Raw genomic sequence first — 16,096 nt, forward strand, 5'->3', positions numbered from 1 at the left:
CGGTGAACCGCCTCTGGCGGGCCCCGGACGGGGCGTGGTGGTACGCCACCGACAACGGCATTCAACAAAGCGCCGCCATCGGCGATGCAGCAACCGACATCCGAACCGACGGCCGGTATCTCTGGGTCGCGCCGACGATGCCGGGGCCTGCTGCTGGGCGGCGACGACGGACTGCTCCATTACGACGCCGGCAACGATGTCGCCCACCGCTATTGGGGTATTGAATTCAGCGAAACTGAACCCGACTGGGACTCCGCCGACGGCCCGGCCGTCGATTCCGGCCTGCCGGCCGTCATCTGCGCACGCCGCGACCGGACCGGCACCCTCTGGATCGGAACCGAAGAAGGCTGGCAGCCTATGTGGCCGAACCCGTCCGCCCGGCGGTCTACCATACGCGGCTGCGAGCCTGGCCCGACCTGGTGGACGGTCAAGTGTTCGCCATTGAACCGGACCAGCGGGGCCATATGTGGTTTGCGACTAATCGGGGGCTCTTTCGGTTCGACGGGCGCGACATGCACCACCAAGAAGGCGGCGTCTGGGTTTCCTACCGGCGATGGGACCAGAGGGCTGACGGATCGCCGCGGGGCGCATGGCGATACCACCGCGCCGCCGCGCTCTGGCAGTATTATGACGAAGTGCAGCGCGAGTGGCGTGACAACGATCTCGCCGTACGAACCGCCGCCGAAGATCCTGCGACTGCGGTCATCTGGTGCGACGGCGTCTCGGGCGATATCGGGGCCCTGTCCGGGGACGGTTTTGTCCCTTCGTCGGCGGTTGCCGACGGCGCCCTGTTCATGCGGTATAAATCCGATGAGGAAACCATCCACGACGGCGGCATTCCCTTCATCCCGCGGTCCCGCCGGGCGCGTCGACGTGGCGCTATCTCCGGCGCGAAGAAAGCCCCCTCGATCCACCGGCCAACCGTCCCTGGTGGAGTTGCGAAGGCAGACGCTTTCCGCCACCGCTCACCGAACCGACGCCGCCGCCCGGCCGCTTCGGAAAAGCGGACGCGCCGCCGCCGGCCAATGCCTACGACGATGCCCTCTTTGCCTACGACGCCGAGGCCGAGGTCTCCATGGCGTGGAACCCGTCCAGCGCCCTGACCGTCCTGGTGCGGCTGGTCCACCGCGCCGGTGAAGCCGGCATCGATCCGGCGGTTCTGGACGTGGTCTGGAACGGGTTGCAGAAAGTCCGCCCTGCCGGCGTGCGCGTCAGCCTGGCGGTCGGCGAAACCATCGTCCGAAAATAGACCGATAAGAAAGGAGCCCGTATGGGAGCGCTCTATGACAGCATAGGAAACAAAGACCCGGGACATCTGATCAAGTCCGATGACTGGAACGACCTCGTGGAAGCCGTTGAAAAAAGTCGACCAGCGCCTGACCGACGAGGTGGCCCAACTGGCATCCGACATCAGCGGCCTGGACGGACGTCTGACCATCGCCGAGGGCGAGATTGCACAGGTCCGCCAGGATGTCGACGCCTATTTCGCCCAGCACTATCGTCTGACGATGAGCACCCAGCGCACGCGCTACGCCTTCGGCGAACTGGCCGAAATCCGGGCCGTCGTCACCGATGTCTGGGGCAACCCGTTGCCGGCGGTGCCCGCTGAACAACGGCCCTGGGTCGACTTTCTCACCGTCTGGGGGCAGCTCAAGCCGGGCGACGGGTTCGTCAGCCGGGGCGGGGCGGGCAATCGCACCATTTCGGTGCGGACAAACGAAAACGGCGAGGCCCGGGTTCTTTTGCGGGCCGAAAACGCCGAAGGGTTCACCGACGAAGAAGAGGACGAGGTCAGCGGGTCGCTGCAAACCCATCACGCCGCCACGGGATTTTCCCTGGCCGAGACCTTCATCAACGTCAACACGCCCATGGAGGCGAAAAACAACGGCGCTTTTGCCGTTATGACGCAGGAATACGACCGCGCCGACTCCAACGGCGTGCGCAAATATCTCGACGCCTTTTATCTGCGCAATCAGTATACCGTTGTGCCCATCCTCCCGCCCATCTTCACGCACCGCTGGAAGGACTATCGCACCACCGTCATGGCGGTGGCCACCCGGGACAACGACCCGACGACGCCCGATCACGGGCGCGGCATCTCATCGATTCACATCACGTTCCGGGACTGGATCTCCCCGTGGTTCGCCCTCCAGTACCTGACCATCGACGATGGGCTGGTCGGCAACTACATCGAACGATTTCGTCCCAACGTCTCCGAAGACTACGCCGGAACCATGACCGGCGTGCTCACCGAAATCGACGACATCCTTGTCGACAAGGGCATTCTCGGAAAGATCAAATACCTGAAGAACATCAACGTCGCGCTGGACCAAATGGAGGTCACCGCCCCGCCGGTGTTCTATAACGATCTGATCCACCAGGTGAAAACCGGCATTGCCATGCAGCAGACCCTTCAGGGCATACAGATGGTCAGCGGATTCGGCGAACAGCAGGTCGCCATGCAGGCTTTGGGCGACGCCTACATCGCCTCCGCAGCCGGAGAAGCCACCACCAGTGGCAGGGTCAATCAACTGGAAGCCCAGGTGTCCGGCATGCAAAACGACGTCTCGGATGTCAAACGCCGTACCACCGATTTGGAAACCAGCGTTGCCGTGGTCGACCAGAAAGCCGATACGATTCAGCAGACCGGCGTCGAACTGGCGGGGCGGGTCGAGACCGTCCAGTCCCAGGTGCGCAACGTCGAGTACTTCAACGTCAGCGATCTCAACAACCAGATGAACAAACTCAACCAGCTCTGGCTGCAGTACGGCAGTACCGGACCGGTCGGTTAACCCAACGGCAAGGAAGCGGTTCTCATGAGCGAAACCTACCTGACCCCGCTCGACGTCGACGCGGCCAGCGCCGCCCGCGTACTTGGATTTCTCAATGCCGCAGCCAGCGCCGAAGAAATCGCCGCCGCCGTGGAGATTCCCGACGAACGCGATGTCGGCGTCCGCCTGGGGCAGCGCATCATCGACCGCCGGTCCGAGCTAGGCAGCTTTACCGATCTGCGGCAGATACGGGACATCCCCTACATCGGACCCGAACGTTTCACCGAAATCGTCACAGGGATTACCGGGCTGGTCAACAGCCCTCCCTCCGGTACCGCCCCCCTGTACGATGAATTGGCCCGTCTGCGCCGGCAGGTTGCCACGCTGGGTTCTCACATAGACGCCCTCATGACCGAGGTATCGATCTCCGCCGATCGCGGCACCCCGCTGCTGGGCCAACCGGTGCGGATCACCGCAAGGGTTACCGGCGGCATCGACAACCGGCCGAGGCCGGGGATTCCGGTCACCTTTATCGCACCCTCCGCGACCATCGAACACGCCGAGGGCATGATCCGCCGCACCGGCATCAGCGCGACCCTGTTGACGGGTCCGGGCGGCGTTGCCCGCGTAACGGTTCGTGTCGCGACCGACGAACCGATGCTGCCGGCGCAGAAAACAGCCTTGATCAGCCAGCTGGCCGATTTCCCCGATGTGGAAACGCCGTCCCGGGCAACGGCCTTTCTGGATCAGCTGATCGCCGACTATGCCTGGGACGTCAACCACGACTTCCGCGCCGCGGTGGATCTGCTTTACAAAACCTACGCCCGATCCCTGATCGACGGCGTCAACGCGTTCGATTATCTCGCCCAATGGCCCAGGGTCGACGTGCCCATTACCGCAACCGCGGACGGGGGGCCGAATGAAACAGAGGGTATGCAGGTGCGGGGCGGGGCCGTTTTTACCATCCCGTTTCGGAACTGGCTCGGTCCGTGGCTGCAGCGATTTCACAACCGTGCCCACCGCAATGCCGCGTTCGACCAGAACATCCGGGCCGTCGCAGGTTCTGCCAACGCCGCCGAGGCCATCATGCAGCAAACAGCCGATTTCGTTCACAGCCGCCGGGGGCTGGTCGGCGCGTTCATGGGGCTGACCGAAGCGCAGCGCACCCTCAATGCGTTTATCGCCGAAGACATGCCAGGCGTTGCCCCGGAGGCCCGCACCGGCCTCATCTCGGTCTTGCAGGGCGCCAATGCTATGCTGAACAGCGGGGGCGCCGACGCCGTAGCGGGAATCGTCGGCGTCCGGAAACAACTGACAGAAGAGGTCCGCAACGCCCCGGTATCGGATCAGCTCAACGCGCGGCTCATCTCCATCGAGTCGGCGCTGGACGCCAAGGCGAACCAAGCCGATGTCAGCACCGCTCTGGCGGGCAAAGTCGACAACCAGACGTTCTCCGATTATCAACAGACGGTCGATTTCCGGTTCGAAGGCTTCGCGACCCTCGACGCCTACCAGGCTTTTCAAAACCGGATAACCGATCAGTTGGAAACCAAGGCGGATGTCAGCGCTGTCGCAGCGGTTCAGGCGAATGTAGACGCCAAACTCGACCAGTCCGTCTTTGCCAATTTCCGGGAAACGGTTGAACAGCAAATGGCGGTCAAAGTGGATCAAACCGAATTCACGCAATACAAAGCCACGATAAAGACCCGGTTTGACAAGACGCCGACCCTTGAAACGCTTAATACCCGCAATGCCGAATTGGCCCGGCGCATCGAACTTCTCGAAACCGGAAGGAAATAATGACGTGTACTGAGTCGCTTGACTCGGACCCGTGCGGCCGACTGAACCCGTCACTCATAGCATCCATCTTTAGGCGACCCTGACGACAAAGGGATATCCATGCTCATCACCACCTGGAAACCCGAAGGCGGAACCGAAACCAACGCGGCAACCAGATGGCCCCTTACCGGAGACCATCCGCTGTTCACCCGGTCGTTTGCCATTCCCTTTGCCGAACTATCCCAGAAAAAACATGTCGTCACCGTCGATGGAACGGCGATCACGGGTACGTTTGACCACTGGGATTATAACGCCCGTGATGCCGGATCGCCGGAGGGCATCAGCGTTTCCGACAGAGGCGCCGTCCTGTACTGCACGCTTCCGGCGCCCCGGCAAATCCGGAAAATCTCGCTCTCCCATCCCGATGCCGCCGTCTCCGGCCACAAGGTCAAGCTCTACCGGCTTGACGGCGATACTATGGCCGATTCGCCGACGATCCAAGTCAATAACAACGCGGTTATCTCCGATGCTTTCGTCGCGGCCCGTTTCGCCATCACCCTGGAGGATAGTTCCGCTGCACGTAAAAACCTCTCGGTTTCGCACCTGACCGATTGCACGGTCCGCAGTGTCCCCACCGCTCTTCGTCTCCAGCTCGCACCGCCCGAGAGCGTCGAGGGCGCTATCCTTCCGCTATGGCAGCAACCGGGACAGCCGGAAGGATCGGATCGGGATTTTTCATTGCGCGAAGCCTTGGTCGATGCCGCTAACACCCTGTTCGACGCCATCGGGCCTGGCGAATCCCCACAGCTCAGGATCATCATCTCCGCCGACGCGCCGGCATGGGTCGCAATATCTGAATTTTCCATTGCGATCGAATCCCAGTTCCTCGACATCCCCTGGAGCGACAAACGACGATTCGTTTTCGACGGCAGCGGCGACCGTTCCCATGAAGTGCCCCTCAATATCGCTCCGGGTTCCACGATCGTAGCGGCCGCTTGTGAAAGCGTCGAATCCTTCAGCGTACCTTCTACGCCCATAGAGACTTCCCCGGAGACTTTACCGCAACCGACATCCAGCGGCATCCGGATCAACCTGCACCACGCCGTCGATCAGCCGTTTTCGATCAACGGCGCCATTGAACTGACGGCGCTCTGGTGCGGCCTGATCGCTATGATGCCCGATTCGCATCTTTCGGCTTCGATTGTCGAAGCCGGAACTGATCGCACCCTCGCCCTTTCCGAACAGCAGCTCCCGCGCATCGGCTGGCAGGGAGGCGTCCGTTTGAGATTCGATCCGGTCGTTCTTCCCAGCGGGAATTATTCGATTCGCATCACCTGCGACAAAGGCGTGCTGCTGTGGCACACCTCGCCGGGAACGCCCGCCCCCGTCAGCAGCGCCGGCTATAGCTATGACGGCGATCAGGCCCTGCATGCCGTCGAGCGCACGGTTCAAAAGACGGAATTGACCAGCCTGGATGCCGGCCCATCGATGGGCGAGCAGCCCTTTCGGATCGACATCAGCGGAACCCCGGTCGCCGACGGCGCCATCGGCGCAAATGGCAGGCGAACCCATGACCTCTTATCGGCGCTTTCCGCCACCCTGGCGGCAGGATCCCAGCCGGTGTTAAGCATTTCCAGCACACAAAAGGGAGAAGTCACCTTCTACCCCCTTTCACTTCGGCTGGCGTAGATCATCTGAGCGCCGGCGGCTATTGGATGCGGCGGACCAATTGCCCCTGAGCGGCGGCCGTTCCCGGGACCGGGGACGGTTCGGCAACCCGCAACGGCCGGTGTTGAAGAACTACCGCCCCTGGCGCAATCGGGCGATCATCTACGTCCTGGAACCATATGCTTTTTGCTTGAAAGAACTCACTTAGATCTGTATTTTCTGTATACAACCCAGGTGCTGGGAATCGATGAAATCTCGCTTAAAAAACGCCACAAGCAATTCGTCCTCGTGATTTCGGATATTTCCAGAAAGTGCATTCTCGCAGTGCTTCCTGACGGGGAGAAACAGACACTGGAAAATTGGATCGAATCGCTGAGTGATCAACAAAAAAAGGCGATCCGATTTGTTTCCATCGGCATGTGGGCGCCCTATTATCAAGCTGCCCGCAACAAGCTTCCTCGTGCCAAGGTGGTCGTCGATCGATTCCATGTCATGAATCAACTCAACCAACGCCTGACACAACTACGAACCCGTTATCAGAGGCAATGCGATCCCGAGACAAGAGAAATACTCAAAGGCAGCCGTTGGATCATCGTACGCAACCGATCCGAATTATCGGAAAAACAATCCAATCAGTTGAATCAGATACTGGAACGGTTCCCTGAGCTTCGCACCTTGTACCTGCTAAAGGAAGAATTTCGCACTATTTTTGAAAAGATCAAATGCAGGAAAAAGGCTGCCCGGTTTCCCAAAAGACCCGCCACAATATGAAATCATGTCTTCATGACTTCTGAACATGGATCGTGCGCAGGGAAAAACGGGGTGGTAAGAATCTGATTGAAATGCCGGTTTTCCCGGAAATCTCTTTCACGTTGGGGTGGCGGTCACGTACCGATATCCAGACCATTGAAGCAATATTGAATGAAATCAAGCAGATTCCATGGGCGGTCAATCCCAAAATTTGGTTTGGGATTAACCTACTGACAAAAAATATTGATGTCCGTCCCGGTGAAATGCGTATGATTAAGGAGAAAGACATTAACCTTGAATCTGGTTATATCCTGATAAGTCGGCCAAAGGAAGGTCTCAAAGATTTCGGAAAATACGCATATCTGGATGAAAACGATATTTATTTAATTCGTTCGATGCCTACTGGGATGCCTTTCATGTATTTTTTCAGACATCAAAAAGGTCAATCGGGAATAAAAGCTGGGGATCAATTTGGACCGAAATATTTCAAGGTTTGGTGGGACAAGGCTTGTAAGGGCCTTGGCGTGCAAGGAGTTGGACTTTATGGTGGTACTAAGCACACCGTTGCTACTGCTTTGGGGCAGCTTCTGACTCCTAAAGAAAAAAAGCGTGGCGGTACAGGATCAAGAACCAATAAGGCATTCGATAGGTATTTTTAGTCCCAGGTTCAAGAAAAGAAAAAAGTAAAAAATGCAATTGAAATTCTCATAAATAAGGCAAGAAACATGAAAAAGAACAACATCCAATAATGAAATTATTTTGGTGAAAACTATGATTCACGAAGAAAGAATAAAAACACCGAAAGCTTTAGATAGAAAAATTATTGACTGTTTTAAGATGATTGCAGACGAATATAATGTCGATCAATTCAATGTTACAGCATTCGGCTTTTTACAAAATGAGACTATTAACATTCAATCTGAAAATGAGATTGCAGATATAATATTGTCAAACAATGGAACGCTAATAAGCCGATGCTCGGTTAACGTTAAAGAATTGTCCATTACTTTCTTTCGAGGGGGTAATTACACTCCAGATAAACAGTCAGCAGTATTAGATGAGATTGTCTTGCGCTACAATGATCAGAAACCTGAACATGAAAAATTATTAGATAAGGAAAGGCTCAGGATTGCCGCTCTTTTAATAAGAGAATTCAAAGCATTTGATCCAAAAGAAATCATACCTGGGGTTCTATCAGAGGAACAAAAAGAATTGCTATCTATCCATGAATCAGTTCTTTCTCGTTTGGAAAAATTGAACGAAGAATTGGTTTCTAAAAGCGCTAATTTTCGTGACCGTATCGAAAATAAGTATGAAACAAAAATTGTTGAATATGAAGCCTTAATTAAAGAAAAAGAAATTAATTTAAATAAAGAGTATTCTGAGAAGGAAAATCTACTAACTATCAGAGAAAAGGAAATTGCAGATAAACTCAAAGCCGTTGACGATCGAAATAATACGCATGTACGCCGTGAAATTAGAAATCGAATGCTTGATGATGTTAATAATCGTATAAAGAATTTTGGAGTTTCAAGAGCCACAGAGAATAAAAGGATTCCTGTCCGTTTTGGCATTTTAGTTATGATATTGCTGACGCTTATACTTCTAATTTATACAGGATATGAAATTTCTACATCCGAAACAAGATATGCTTCAGATGTTGTTGCTAAACAGAATGAATTTGCTAGTTTTGACAAAATTAAGATATATTGGCTTTGGGGGCGGTTCATTGTGTTTTCATTTGTGCTTTTGGGCACAGTTTTATATTATATAAAATGGGAAAACAAATGGGCGGAACATCATGAGTCAACTGAATTTCAGCTTCAACAGTTTTACATAGATGTCAACCGGGCAAATTGGGTTATTGAAAGCTGTCTTGAGTGGAGAAAGGAGACTAAAAATGTAATACCTAGTGAGCTTCTTAAGAGCATTACCAGAAATCTGTTTTTGTCGGAAATAGGTGAACACGACAAAGTTATCCATCCAGCAGATGAACTTGCTTCTGCATTGTTAGGTAATGCTTCAAAACTAAAATTAAATTTAAATGGGAATGAGATCGAATTCGGAAAGCCAGAAAAGATACCGAAAAGAGCAATACTAAAAGACAGTTAGAATATGCGAATTGAAGGAGCTTACTAAAAGGGAATAATCAATGAAATGGGCGCTACACTTTTGCTACACTATTAAGTTTGCTGAAAAATAATAACCATTTGGAACCAAAACAAAATTATGGTGGAGGCGGCGGGAGTCGAACCCGCGTCCGAAAATATTCCACACAGATATCTACATGCTTATCCTGATCTCTAAGTATCGCCTCCGCAAGTCTCCATCAGGCAGGGTACTGCAGAGGCTATCCTGCTAAAAGTTCGCCAGTGTTGTAGCAGGCATTCAACATCGGCTATCCCACTAGTCGGCGTCCTATCCAGGTCCGCGGGAAGAACCCGGGAGGACGGTAGCACTAAGCTGCTACGGCGTAGTTATAATCGTCTGCGATTATGTTTATTTCCCGCCAGTTTTACGAGACGGCAGGAACTCGGCATGCAATCTGGGCTTCTTTATCCCCGTCGAAGCCGTTTCGCCCCCAATTTGTAAAAGAACCCTTAGCAACAAATATTAATGCGTTGTCGGTGCCATGTCAATATCGCGGTAATCACGAAAAATACCTTGAATCTGAATTCCAGGTGAATTCAGAGCTATTCCCCCAGATAGGCCTTGCGGATTTCCGGGTTGCCGAGCAGCTTCTTGGCGTCATCCTCCAAGGTAATGGTACCGGTTTCCAGTACGTACCCCCGGGAGGCGGCCTGCAGCGCCAGGTTTGCGTTTTGCTCGACCAGTAAAATAGTGGTGCCGTCCTTCTGGTTGATGTCGTGGATGATGTCGAAAATTTGCTGTACGATCAACGGTGCCAGCCCCAGGGACGGCTCATCAAGCAACAGCAGCTTGGGGCGGGTCATCAGAGCCCGGGCAATGGCCAGCATCTGTTGCTCTCCGCCGGAGAGGGTGCCGCCATGCTGCTTGCGGCGGTCCCGGAGGATCGGAAAAAGGCTGAACATGTGTTGGCGGTCTTTCTCCACGGCAGCCTTGTCTTTGCGGTGAAAGGCGCCCAGCCGCAGGTTTTCGTCAACGGTCAGGCGCGGAAAGATCCGGCGGCCTTCGGGAACCTGGCACAGGCCGGTGGGCGGCAGACTTTCGGCAGCCTTGCCATGAATCGGCTGGCCGTTGTACCAGATTTCCCCGCGATCGATCGGCAGCACGCAGCAGGTTGCCATCAGGGTGCTCGACTTGCCGGCGCCGTTGGCACCGATGATGGCGACGATCTCTCCGGGGTAGACCCGCAGTGAGATGCCCTTGAGGGCCTTGATGCTGCCGTAACTGGCATGGATCTCCTTGAGTTCGAGAATCGGTTGCACGGCCACTTAGCCCTCCTTCTCTTCGGATCGCGTTCCCATCCGTTTGGCCGGAATCAGGCCGGCGGGCCTGAACAGCATCATAACGACCATGGCCGCACCAAAGGCCAGCATGCGGTAGAGTTCAAATTCGCGGAACACTTCCGGCAGGACGATGAGGGCGGCGGCACCGAGGATGATGCCGGGAATCGAGCCCATTCCGCCCAGGACTACCATACTCAATACCATGGCTGATTCCAGGAAGGTAAAGCTTTCCGGGCTGACAAAGCGCATGCGGGCGCAGAAAAAGGCACCGGCCAGCCCGGCGAAAAGGCGCCCATGGCGTAGGCCAGGAGTTTGAGCAGAAAAGTGTCGACACCCATCAATTCGGCCGCGGTTTCGTCCTCGCGGATCGATTCCCAGGCGCGGCCGATTCGGGAGTAGTTCAGGTGCCGCACGGCGATGATGGTGATCACCGCCAGGAAAAGGGCGATATAGTAAAGGTATTGCAATTTTTTGAGTGCCAGGATCTCGATGCCGAAACCGCCGTTAAAGGTCGGGACCGCAATACTGGGTGGATTGACACCTAAGATGCCGTTGGGGCCGTTGGTCAGTGACATCCAGTTGTTCAGAATCAACCGCACGATTTCGCCGAATCCCAGGGTGACGATGGCCAGGTAGTCGCCGCGCATGCGCAGGGTGGGGTAGCCGATAATACAGCCGGCGATCATGGCCAGTCCTCCGGCAACGGGTAGGGAGAGCCAGAAGGAGACACCGTAATTGACGTTGAGCAACGCGTAGGTGTAGGCGCCCACACCGTAGAAGGCGATGTATCCCAGATCGAGCATGCCGGCCAGGCCCACCACCACGTTAAGCCCCAAACCCAAGCAAATATAGATCAGTACGCTGATGGCCACGTCCTGGGCATAGCGTGAGGTGAACACGGGAAAAATGGCACTGGCGATGAGGGCGGCAAGGATCCACACCCACACGGGCATAACGCCGGCCGCAGCCGTCGCTTTGCCGCGCATGGCACTCAGCGGCCGGGTCACCGGGGCGAGGTTGCCGCTTTTGTTCATGATGTAGAGCAATAGGCAAACGAAAGAGCCCGCGGCAATATAGAGCCAAAGGGTAAAGGCCTTTCCAAAGGAGAGGGTCCCGTCGGCATGGATTCCCAGCAACGGCCAGATAATGCCCATCAGCCACAAAAGGCCGATGGTGTAACTTTTCCAGATTTTTTTAAACTCGTGTATCATCGACGTTCTCACCCATGATTCCTGTCGGTTTGAAGTAGAGCACGGCAATCAGTATGATAAAGGCGAACACGTCCTTGTACTGGCCGGAAATATAACCGGCGCCGAAAATCTCGACCATGCCGATGATCAGCCCTCCCAGCATGGCACCGGTGATGTTGCCGATGCCGCCCAACACCGCTGCGGCAAAGGCCTTGATGCCGGGGACAAACCCCATGTCGTAGCGCACCGAACCGTAGTAAAGCCCGAACATGATACCGGCGGCGGCGGCCAGTCCCGCGCCGATGGCGAAGGTCAGCGAGATGATGCGGTTGCTGCTGATGGCCACCAGGGAAGTCATGACCTTGTCCTGGGCGGTGGCGCGCATGGCCATGCCGATGCGTGTCTTGAAGACCAGCAGGTTAAGCCCCACCAGCAGCAAAATGGTCAAGCCGACGATCATCATTTGCAGCACGCTGATGCGGATGTCGCCGAAAACCAGACCGCCGGAGAACTTCTCCCCTGGATAGGGCTTGTCGAAAACGCCTTGGGTCAGCATCAATGCGTTCTGAAGAAAAATGGACATGCCCAAAGCCGACAAAAGGACCGCCAGGCGGGATTGGTGTCGCAGGGGTTTGTAGGCCACTTTTTCCACGGCCATGGCCAGAAAGGCGCAATAGGCCATGGTCAGGGCGAACGCGCCAAAAAGACCCAGCCAGGGATGGGTATCCATCAGGCCGCGGCCGGCGAAGAAGTTGAGTAGAATGACGCCCACATAGCCGCCGGCGGCGAAGAACTCACCATGGGCGAAGTTGATCAGCTGGATGACACCGTAAACCATGGTGTATCCGAGGGCGATCAAGGCATAGAGGCCGCCCAGGGTCAGGCCGTTGATCAGTTGTTGAATGAAATATTCCATAGCCTCTTCAGCTTGCGGGTTGGCCTGATATAGCATTCAAGATAATGTTTTTGGGCCGCGTTATCGGTCGTCGCGGTATGATTTATACAGCTTCCTCCCTCTGGCTTTGCCAAAAACATTATCTTAAAACTATAGCTCAGGCGGAACAAGAGCGGATGGGCGGGTCCGGACGAATACCGAACCCGCCGTTGATCTCGATCGGTTATTTCACGATGCCATTTTCCGGCGTCCAGTACAGTTTGTATTCGCCGCCGTCGATCTTGAATGCCACGTAGGAGGAGCCGCTGTCGCCATTGGGCTTGAACTTGATGTGCTTGGAAGCCCCATCATAGTCCAATTTCATCATTTCGGCCTTGACCTTTGCCGGCTCGGTCGATCCGGCATTTTTAATGGCGGTTAAAAGCGAGTACGCCGCATCGTAGGCATAGGTTCCGTAGGCGCCGATTTTGCCGTATTTGGCGGTAAAGCGTTTTTCAAAGGTTTTGTAGGCATCGGTGGTTTTGTCGGTGTAACCGTAGGTCACATAAATGCCTTCGGCCGCATCCTTGGCCACGCTGATAAAGTTGGGATGGAACATGGCGTCTTCAGAAACGATGGTTGACTTCAGACCCAGACGCTTGGCCTGAATCGCCATCAGGGAGCCGGTGGCATGGTTCTGCAGGCTCATGTAAAGCACGTCGGCGTTTTTATCCTTGGCCATGGTGAGAACGGCGGAGAAGTCCTTGTCGCCTTGGTTGACATGATCGCGCCCCAGTACGGTGATCCCCATTTCCCTTGCCGCCTTATCCACACCGTCGGCCAATCCCTGGGAATAGGTGGTTTTATCATCAACAATGAAGATGGTCTTGGCGCCCAGGGCCTCTTTCATGAACTTGACCGCGGCCGGCGCCTGGTCGTCGTCACGGCCGCACATGCGAAACATGTAAGGCAAGCCGCGATCGGTGACTTTCTCATTGGTCGAGGCCGGGGTGATCATGATGATGTCCTCCTCGGCCAGGGTCTCCGAGGCGGGGATGGTCGCCGACGAGCAGTAGGCACCGATAACGCCAACCACTTCCAGATTGATCAGTTTGTTGGCCGCGGCCACGGCCTGTCTGGGATCGCAGGCGGTATCCTGGGGGAATAGTTCGATTTTGTCGAAGCCGGGGACGCCGCCCTGGTCGTTGATCACGTCGATGGCGCACAGCACGCCATTTTTAATGTCGTTGCCATCGGCGGCATAGGGGCCGGTGAGGGGGCCCATGGATCCGATCTTCAGCGTTTTGGCGGTAGCGGTCCCCATGAGAAAAGGGATTACCATGAGAGCCATGATCAGTGCGACAAACAGTTTTTTTCTCATCTGACACTTCTCCTATACTTGTTGTTTTGGTTTTGCCGGTTGCCCCAGGTAGGCTTCGATCACCTTCGGGTTGGACTGGATTTCCTCGGGTGTCCCCTCGGCGATCTTGACCCCGTGGTCAACACAGACAATCCGGTTGCAAACACCCATGACCACTTTCATATCGTGCTCGACCAGCAGCACGTCGATTCCCAATTTCGAAATCCGGGAAATATCCTTCATCAAGGCCGAGCTTTCCGACGGGTTCATGCCGGCGGCCGGTTCATCCAAGAGGAGCACCTTGGGCTGGGATGCCAAGCACGAGCGATTTCCAAACGTCGCTGAAGACCGTACGACAGGTTGGCGGCCACCGTGTCGGCATAGCGGTCGACGCCCATGAAGGCCAGGGCTTCCAGCGCCCGGTCACGGATCTGGCGCTCTTCCCGGCGCTGGGCGCCGGTTCGGAAAATTGCCCCCACCACACCCGTCCCGGAACGACAGTGGCGTGCCACCATGGCGTTTTCAACTGCGGTCATGGCCGAAAAAAGACGGATATTCTGAAACGTTCGGGCCACGCCCCGGGAGAAAATTTCGTGGGGCCGTTTGCCCAGGATGCTGTTCCCATTGAAACGCACGTCCCCGCTGCTCGCCCGGTACACACCGGTCAACACATTAAAGACCGTTGTTTTGCCGGCGCCATTGGGACCGATCAGGCCGACGATTTCGGCGGTGTTGATGGAAAAACTCAGTTTGGAGAGGGCTACCAGTCCACCGAATTTCACCGTGATGTTGTCCATTTGAAGCTGTGCCATAAATCCTTATCCATCACTTTTGGGGGCGTCTTCCAGGGCGTGCGCCGCTTATACCCCAAATTCGTCTCACCCGGCGGCTGGGTTCTCCTGTCGCTCACGGGCTTTCATATAGCCGTTGAATCGGCTGACATGGGCGCGGGCGATGGCTCTGGCCCTTTGGGCATCCCCCTTTCCCATGGCGGCCACCACGTCCTCGAGATCCTTGAAATTTTCCGCCATCTCACGTGCCTCCATCACCAGGTACGCGTCATAATAACGGCGAATGTTTTCATGAATGGTTTTGAGAACGGAAATGTAGATGGGGTTGCCGGTCAGTTTGGCGAAGCACAGGTGGATGTTTTTGTCGGTGGTGAGAAAGGCCGACGTCGCTTCGGGGCCGCGGTTGGCATGCTGCCTGGCTTCATCAAGGAGTGTTTGCAGTTGGATTCTGCCCGATGGGGTCATCCGCTGGGTGGCGATTTCGACCACATCCCCTTCGACCCGTTCGCGAAATTCGGCAATATGGTGCAGGGAAACGTTTTGCGAGCGGATTAAGAGATCAAGGCTTTCGGCGACGAGGTCGGGGGTTACCGCCTTGACCACGGCACCGCCCCCCATGCCCAACTTGATCTCGATGAGTCCTTTTTGTTCCAGAACGCGCAATGCCTCACGCAAGGTGCTGCGGCTGGTCTGCAACATCGCTTTGAGCTCACGCTCGGCGGGAAGGCGATCGCCAACCTTCAGGCGACCGTCGATAATCGCTTCCTGAATTTGATCGACCACATCCTGGAAGATGCGGTTCTGTCGGGCTGCGCGGAACAGTGGTGGCATGGGTCTTGGGTTCGATCCAGGTTGAACAAGATGCCGAATCAACACATCTTTCTCTTTGGTGTCGAGAAGAGCGGCGAATGACCGGGTGAATGGTCAGACCATTTATCGTAATCAAATCTGACTGTCAAGGCGAACTCGTTTTTTAAATGTTGCTTATTTTCTATTGTTCAAATTTCCACAATCCGGAGGAAAATTGAAGGTTATTCTAAAAAGCAATATGTGCGCCATGTTGCTGGTTGCTAATATCATTTTTTAAAAACAAATAGATACGAATAAAGTGGGGTAAGGTGCTTTGGTTGGTATGAGTACAAATATGTAATTAGTATACTACTAATATGTCGAAAATGTTGTGATCCGGCTGCGCGATGGCGATATGGCGCGGGGAGCGGATAACAAGACAAGGGCCTTCCTTGAAACAGGAAGGCCCTTGTCTTGTCGTTCCCGGTCTTGCATGGCGCCTGTAGGATCGGTCGGGATATGCGGGACAGAAAACGATGCTGTCGATCGATGATGGGGCGGCTTGGCTGAATGTTAAGCGATGATCGCGTCGACGGATGTATATGGCAGCTCGAAGGCCTCGGCCACGGACTTGTAGGTGATCTTGCCGCCCACCACGTTGGCACCTTTGCCGATCTCCGGGTTTTCCCGCAT

15 protein-coding genes, 1 other RNA gene and 1 pseudogene are annotated in these 16,096 nt (G+C 55.4%); 8 read left to right on the forward strand and 9 right to left on the reverse strand.

The window, feature by feature from the left end; translation table 11 throughout:
- On the reverse strand, nucleotides 1–180 hold a 180-nt coding region (locus JCM12296_RS42485), incomplete at its 3' end, for a hypothetical protein (protein WP_218188265.1).
- A 332-nt stretch (nucleotides 181–512) separates the two neighbouring features.
- On the opposite strand from JCM12296_RS42485, the gene JCM12296_RS38920 reads away from it, so the two are divergent.
- The 8 genes from JCM12296_RS38920 to JCM12296_RS25305 all read left to right on the forward strand — a co-directional run bounded on the left by JCM12296_RS38920 (nucleotide 513) and on the right by JCM12296_RS25305 (nucleotide 9,080).
- Entirely contained in the window at nucleotides 513–1,103 is a 591-nt protein-coding gene (locus JCM12296_RS38920) for a hypothetical protein (protein ID WP_157067889.1), read from the forward strand.
- Entirely contained in the window at nucleotides 1,076–1,249 is a 174-nt protein-coding gene (locus JCM12296_RS38925; RefSeq protein WP_157067890.1) for a hypothetical protein, read from the forward strand. Before JCM12296_RS38920 ends, JCM12296_RS38925 begins: the two co-directional genes overlap by 28 nt.
- Before the next feature lie 106 nt (nucleotides 1,250–1,355).
- Nucleotides 1,356–2,792, forward strand: a complete 1,437-nt coding sequence (locus JCM12296_RS25280) for a hypothetical protein (RefSeq protein WP_054699118.1) — start codon at nucleotides 1,356–1,358, stop codon at nucleotides 2,790–2,792.
- Between the two features lie 24 nt (nucleotides 2,793–2,816).
- Nucleotides 2,817–4,571: a ComEA family DNA-binding protein gene (locus JCM12296_RS25285; RefSeq protein WP_054699120.1), complete on the forward strand. Its 1,755-nt coding sequence runs from the start codon at nucleotides 2,817–2,819 to the stop codon at nucleotides 4,569–4,571.
- Between the two features lie 99 nt (nucleotides 4,572–4,670).
- Complete coding sequence (locus JCM12296_RS25290; RefSeq protein ID WP_054699122.1) at nucleotides 4,671–6,239, forward strand: hypothetical protein; 1,569 nt, start codon at nucleotides 4,671–4,673, stop codon at nucleotides 6,237–6,239.
- Between the two features lie 213 nt (nucleotides 6,240–6,452).
- Nucleotides 6,453–6,989, forward strand: coding sequence for a transposase (locus JCM12296_RS25295; protein WP_054699124.1), 537 nt, complete (start codon nucleotides 6,453–6,455; stop codon nucleotides 6,987–6,989).
- Nucleotides 6,990–7,021: 32 nt separating this feature from the next.
- Entirely contained in the window at nucleotides 7,022–7,627 is a 606-nt protein-coding gene (locus tag JCM12296_RS25300; RefSeq protein ID WP_054699127.1) for a site-specific integrase, read from the forward strand.
- Nucleotides 7,628–7,739: 112 nt separating this feature from the next.
- Nucleotides 7,740–9,080: a hypothetical protein gene (locus tag JCM12296_RS25305; protein WP_083456511.1), complete on the forward strand. Its 1,341-nt coding sequence runs from the start codon at nucleotides 7,740–7,742 to the stop codon at nucleotides 9,078–9,080.
- Between the two features lie 118 nt (nucleotides 9,081–9,198).
- Here the strand turns inward: JCM12296_RS25305 and ssrA are convergent.
- From ssrA to JCM12296_RS25335, 8 genes and pseudogenes are all read right to left on the reverse strand, one after another.
- Nucleotides 9,199–9,551, reverse strand: a transfer-messenger RNA (tmRNA) gene (ssrA, locus tag JCM12296_RS37000).
- A 110-nt stretch (nucleotides 9,552–9,661) separates the two neighbouring features.
- A complete protein-coding gene (locus JCM12296_RS25310; RefSeq protein WP_054699136.1) occupies nucleotides 9,662–10,378 on the reverse strand; it encodes an ABC transporter ATP-binding protein in 717 nt (238 codons plus the stop codon).
- 6 nt (nucleotides 10,379–10,384) lie between these two features.
- A pseudogene (gene livM, locus JCM12296_RS25315) lies at nucleotides 10,385–11,610 on the reverse strand (high-affinity branched-chain amino acid ABC transporter permease LivM).
- The gene (locus JCM12296_RS25320) at nucleotides 11,594–12,505 is read right to left on the reverse strand and encodes a branched-chain amino acid ABC transporter permease (RefSeq protein ID WP_054699131.1); all 912 of its coding nucleotides are present in this window, start codon (nucleotides 12,503–12,505) and stop codon (nucleotides 11,594–11,596) included. The pseudogene livM and the gene JCM12296_RS25320 overlap by 17 nt, the downstream one beginning before the upstream one ends.
- A 202-nt stretch (nucleotides 12,506–12,707) precedes the next feature.
- Entirely contained in the window at nucleotides 12,708–13,844 is a 1,137-nt protein-coding gene (locus JCM12296_RS25325; protein WP_054699134.1) for a branched-chain amino acid ABC transporter substrate-binding protein, read from the reverse strand.
- 12 nt (nucleotides 13,845–13,856) lie between these two features.
- The gene (locus tag JCM12296_RS49440) at nucleotides 13,857–14,114 is read right to left on the reverse strand and encodes an ABC transporter ATP-binding protein C-terminal domain-containing protein (protein ID WP_306304121.1); all 258 of its coding nucleotides are present in this window, start codon (nucleotides 14,112–14,114) and stop codon (nucleotides 13,857–13,859) included.
- Nucleotides 14,090–14,635 (reverse strand): ABC transporter ATP-binding protein, encoded by a 546-nt coding sequence (locus JCM12296_RS25330; protein WP_306304122.1) that lies wholly within the window; start codon nucleotides 14,633–14,635, stop codon nucleotides 14,090–14,092. Before JCM12296_RS25330 ends, JCM12296_RS49440 begins: the two co-directional genes overlap by 25 nt.
- 66 nt (nucleotides 14,636–14,701) lie before the next feature.
- Nucleotides 14,702–15,445 carry a FadR/GntR family transcriptional regulator gene (locus JCM12296_RS25335; protein WP_157067891.1) on the reverse strand — a complete coding sequence of 248 codons (744 nt, stop codon included), beginning with the start codon at nucleotides 15,443–15,445 and terminating at the stop codon, nucleotides 14,702–14,704.
- Nucleotides 15,446–16,096 lie beyond the last annotated feature (651 nt).

Origin of the sequence: Desulfosarcina cetonica JCM 12296, from assembly GCF_001311845.1 — a bacterium.
GTDB classification, from domain to species: Bacteria; Desulfobacterota; Desulfobacteria; order Desulfobacterales; family Desulfosarcinaceae; genus Desulfosarcina; species Desulfosarcina cetonica.

Excerpts from the sequence above, each read along its gene's own strand:
- JCM12296_RS25290 (WP_054699122.1), top strand. The coding sequence starts at position 4,671 with ATGCTCATCACCACCTGGAAACCCGAAGGCGGAACCGAAACCAACGCG.
- JCM12296_RS25325 (WP_054699134.1), bottom strand. The coding sequence starts at position 13,844 with ATGAGAAAAAAACTGTTTGTCGCACTGATCATGGCTCTCATGGTAATC.
- JCM12296_RS25305 (WP_083456511.1), top strand. The coding sequence starts at position 7,740 with ATGATTCACGAAGAAAGAATAAAAACACCGAAAGCTTTAGATAGAAAA.
- JCM12296_RS25335 (WP_157067891.1), bottom strand. The coding sequence starts at position 15,445 with ATGCCACCACTGTTCCGCGCAGCCCGACAGAACCGCATCTTCCAGGAT.
- JCM12296_RS25330 (WP_306304122.1), bottom strand. The coding sequence starts at position 14,635 with ATGGCACAGCTTCAAATGGACAACATCACGGTGAAATTCGGTGGACTG.
- JCM12296_RS38925 (WP_157067890.1), top strand. The coding sequence starts at position 1,076 with ATGGCGTGGAACCCGTCCAGCGCCCTGACCGTCCTGGTGCGGCTGGTC.
- JCM12296_RS38920 (WP_157067889.1), top strand. The coding sequence starts at position 513 with ATGCACCACCAAGAAGGCGGCGTCTGGGTTTCCTACCGGCGATGGGAC.
- JCM12296_RS25285 (WP_054699120.1), top strand. The coding sequence starts at position 2,817 with ATGAGCGAAACCTACCTGACCCCGCTCGACGTCGACGCGGCCAGCGCC.
- JCM12296_RS25320 (WP_054699131.1), bottom strand. The coding sequence starts at position 12,505 with ATGGAATATTTCATTCAACAACTGATCAACGGCCTGACCCTGGGCGGC.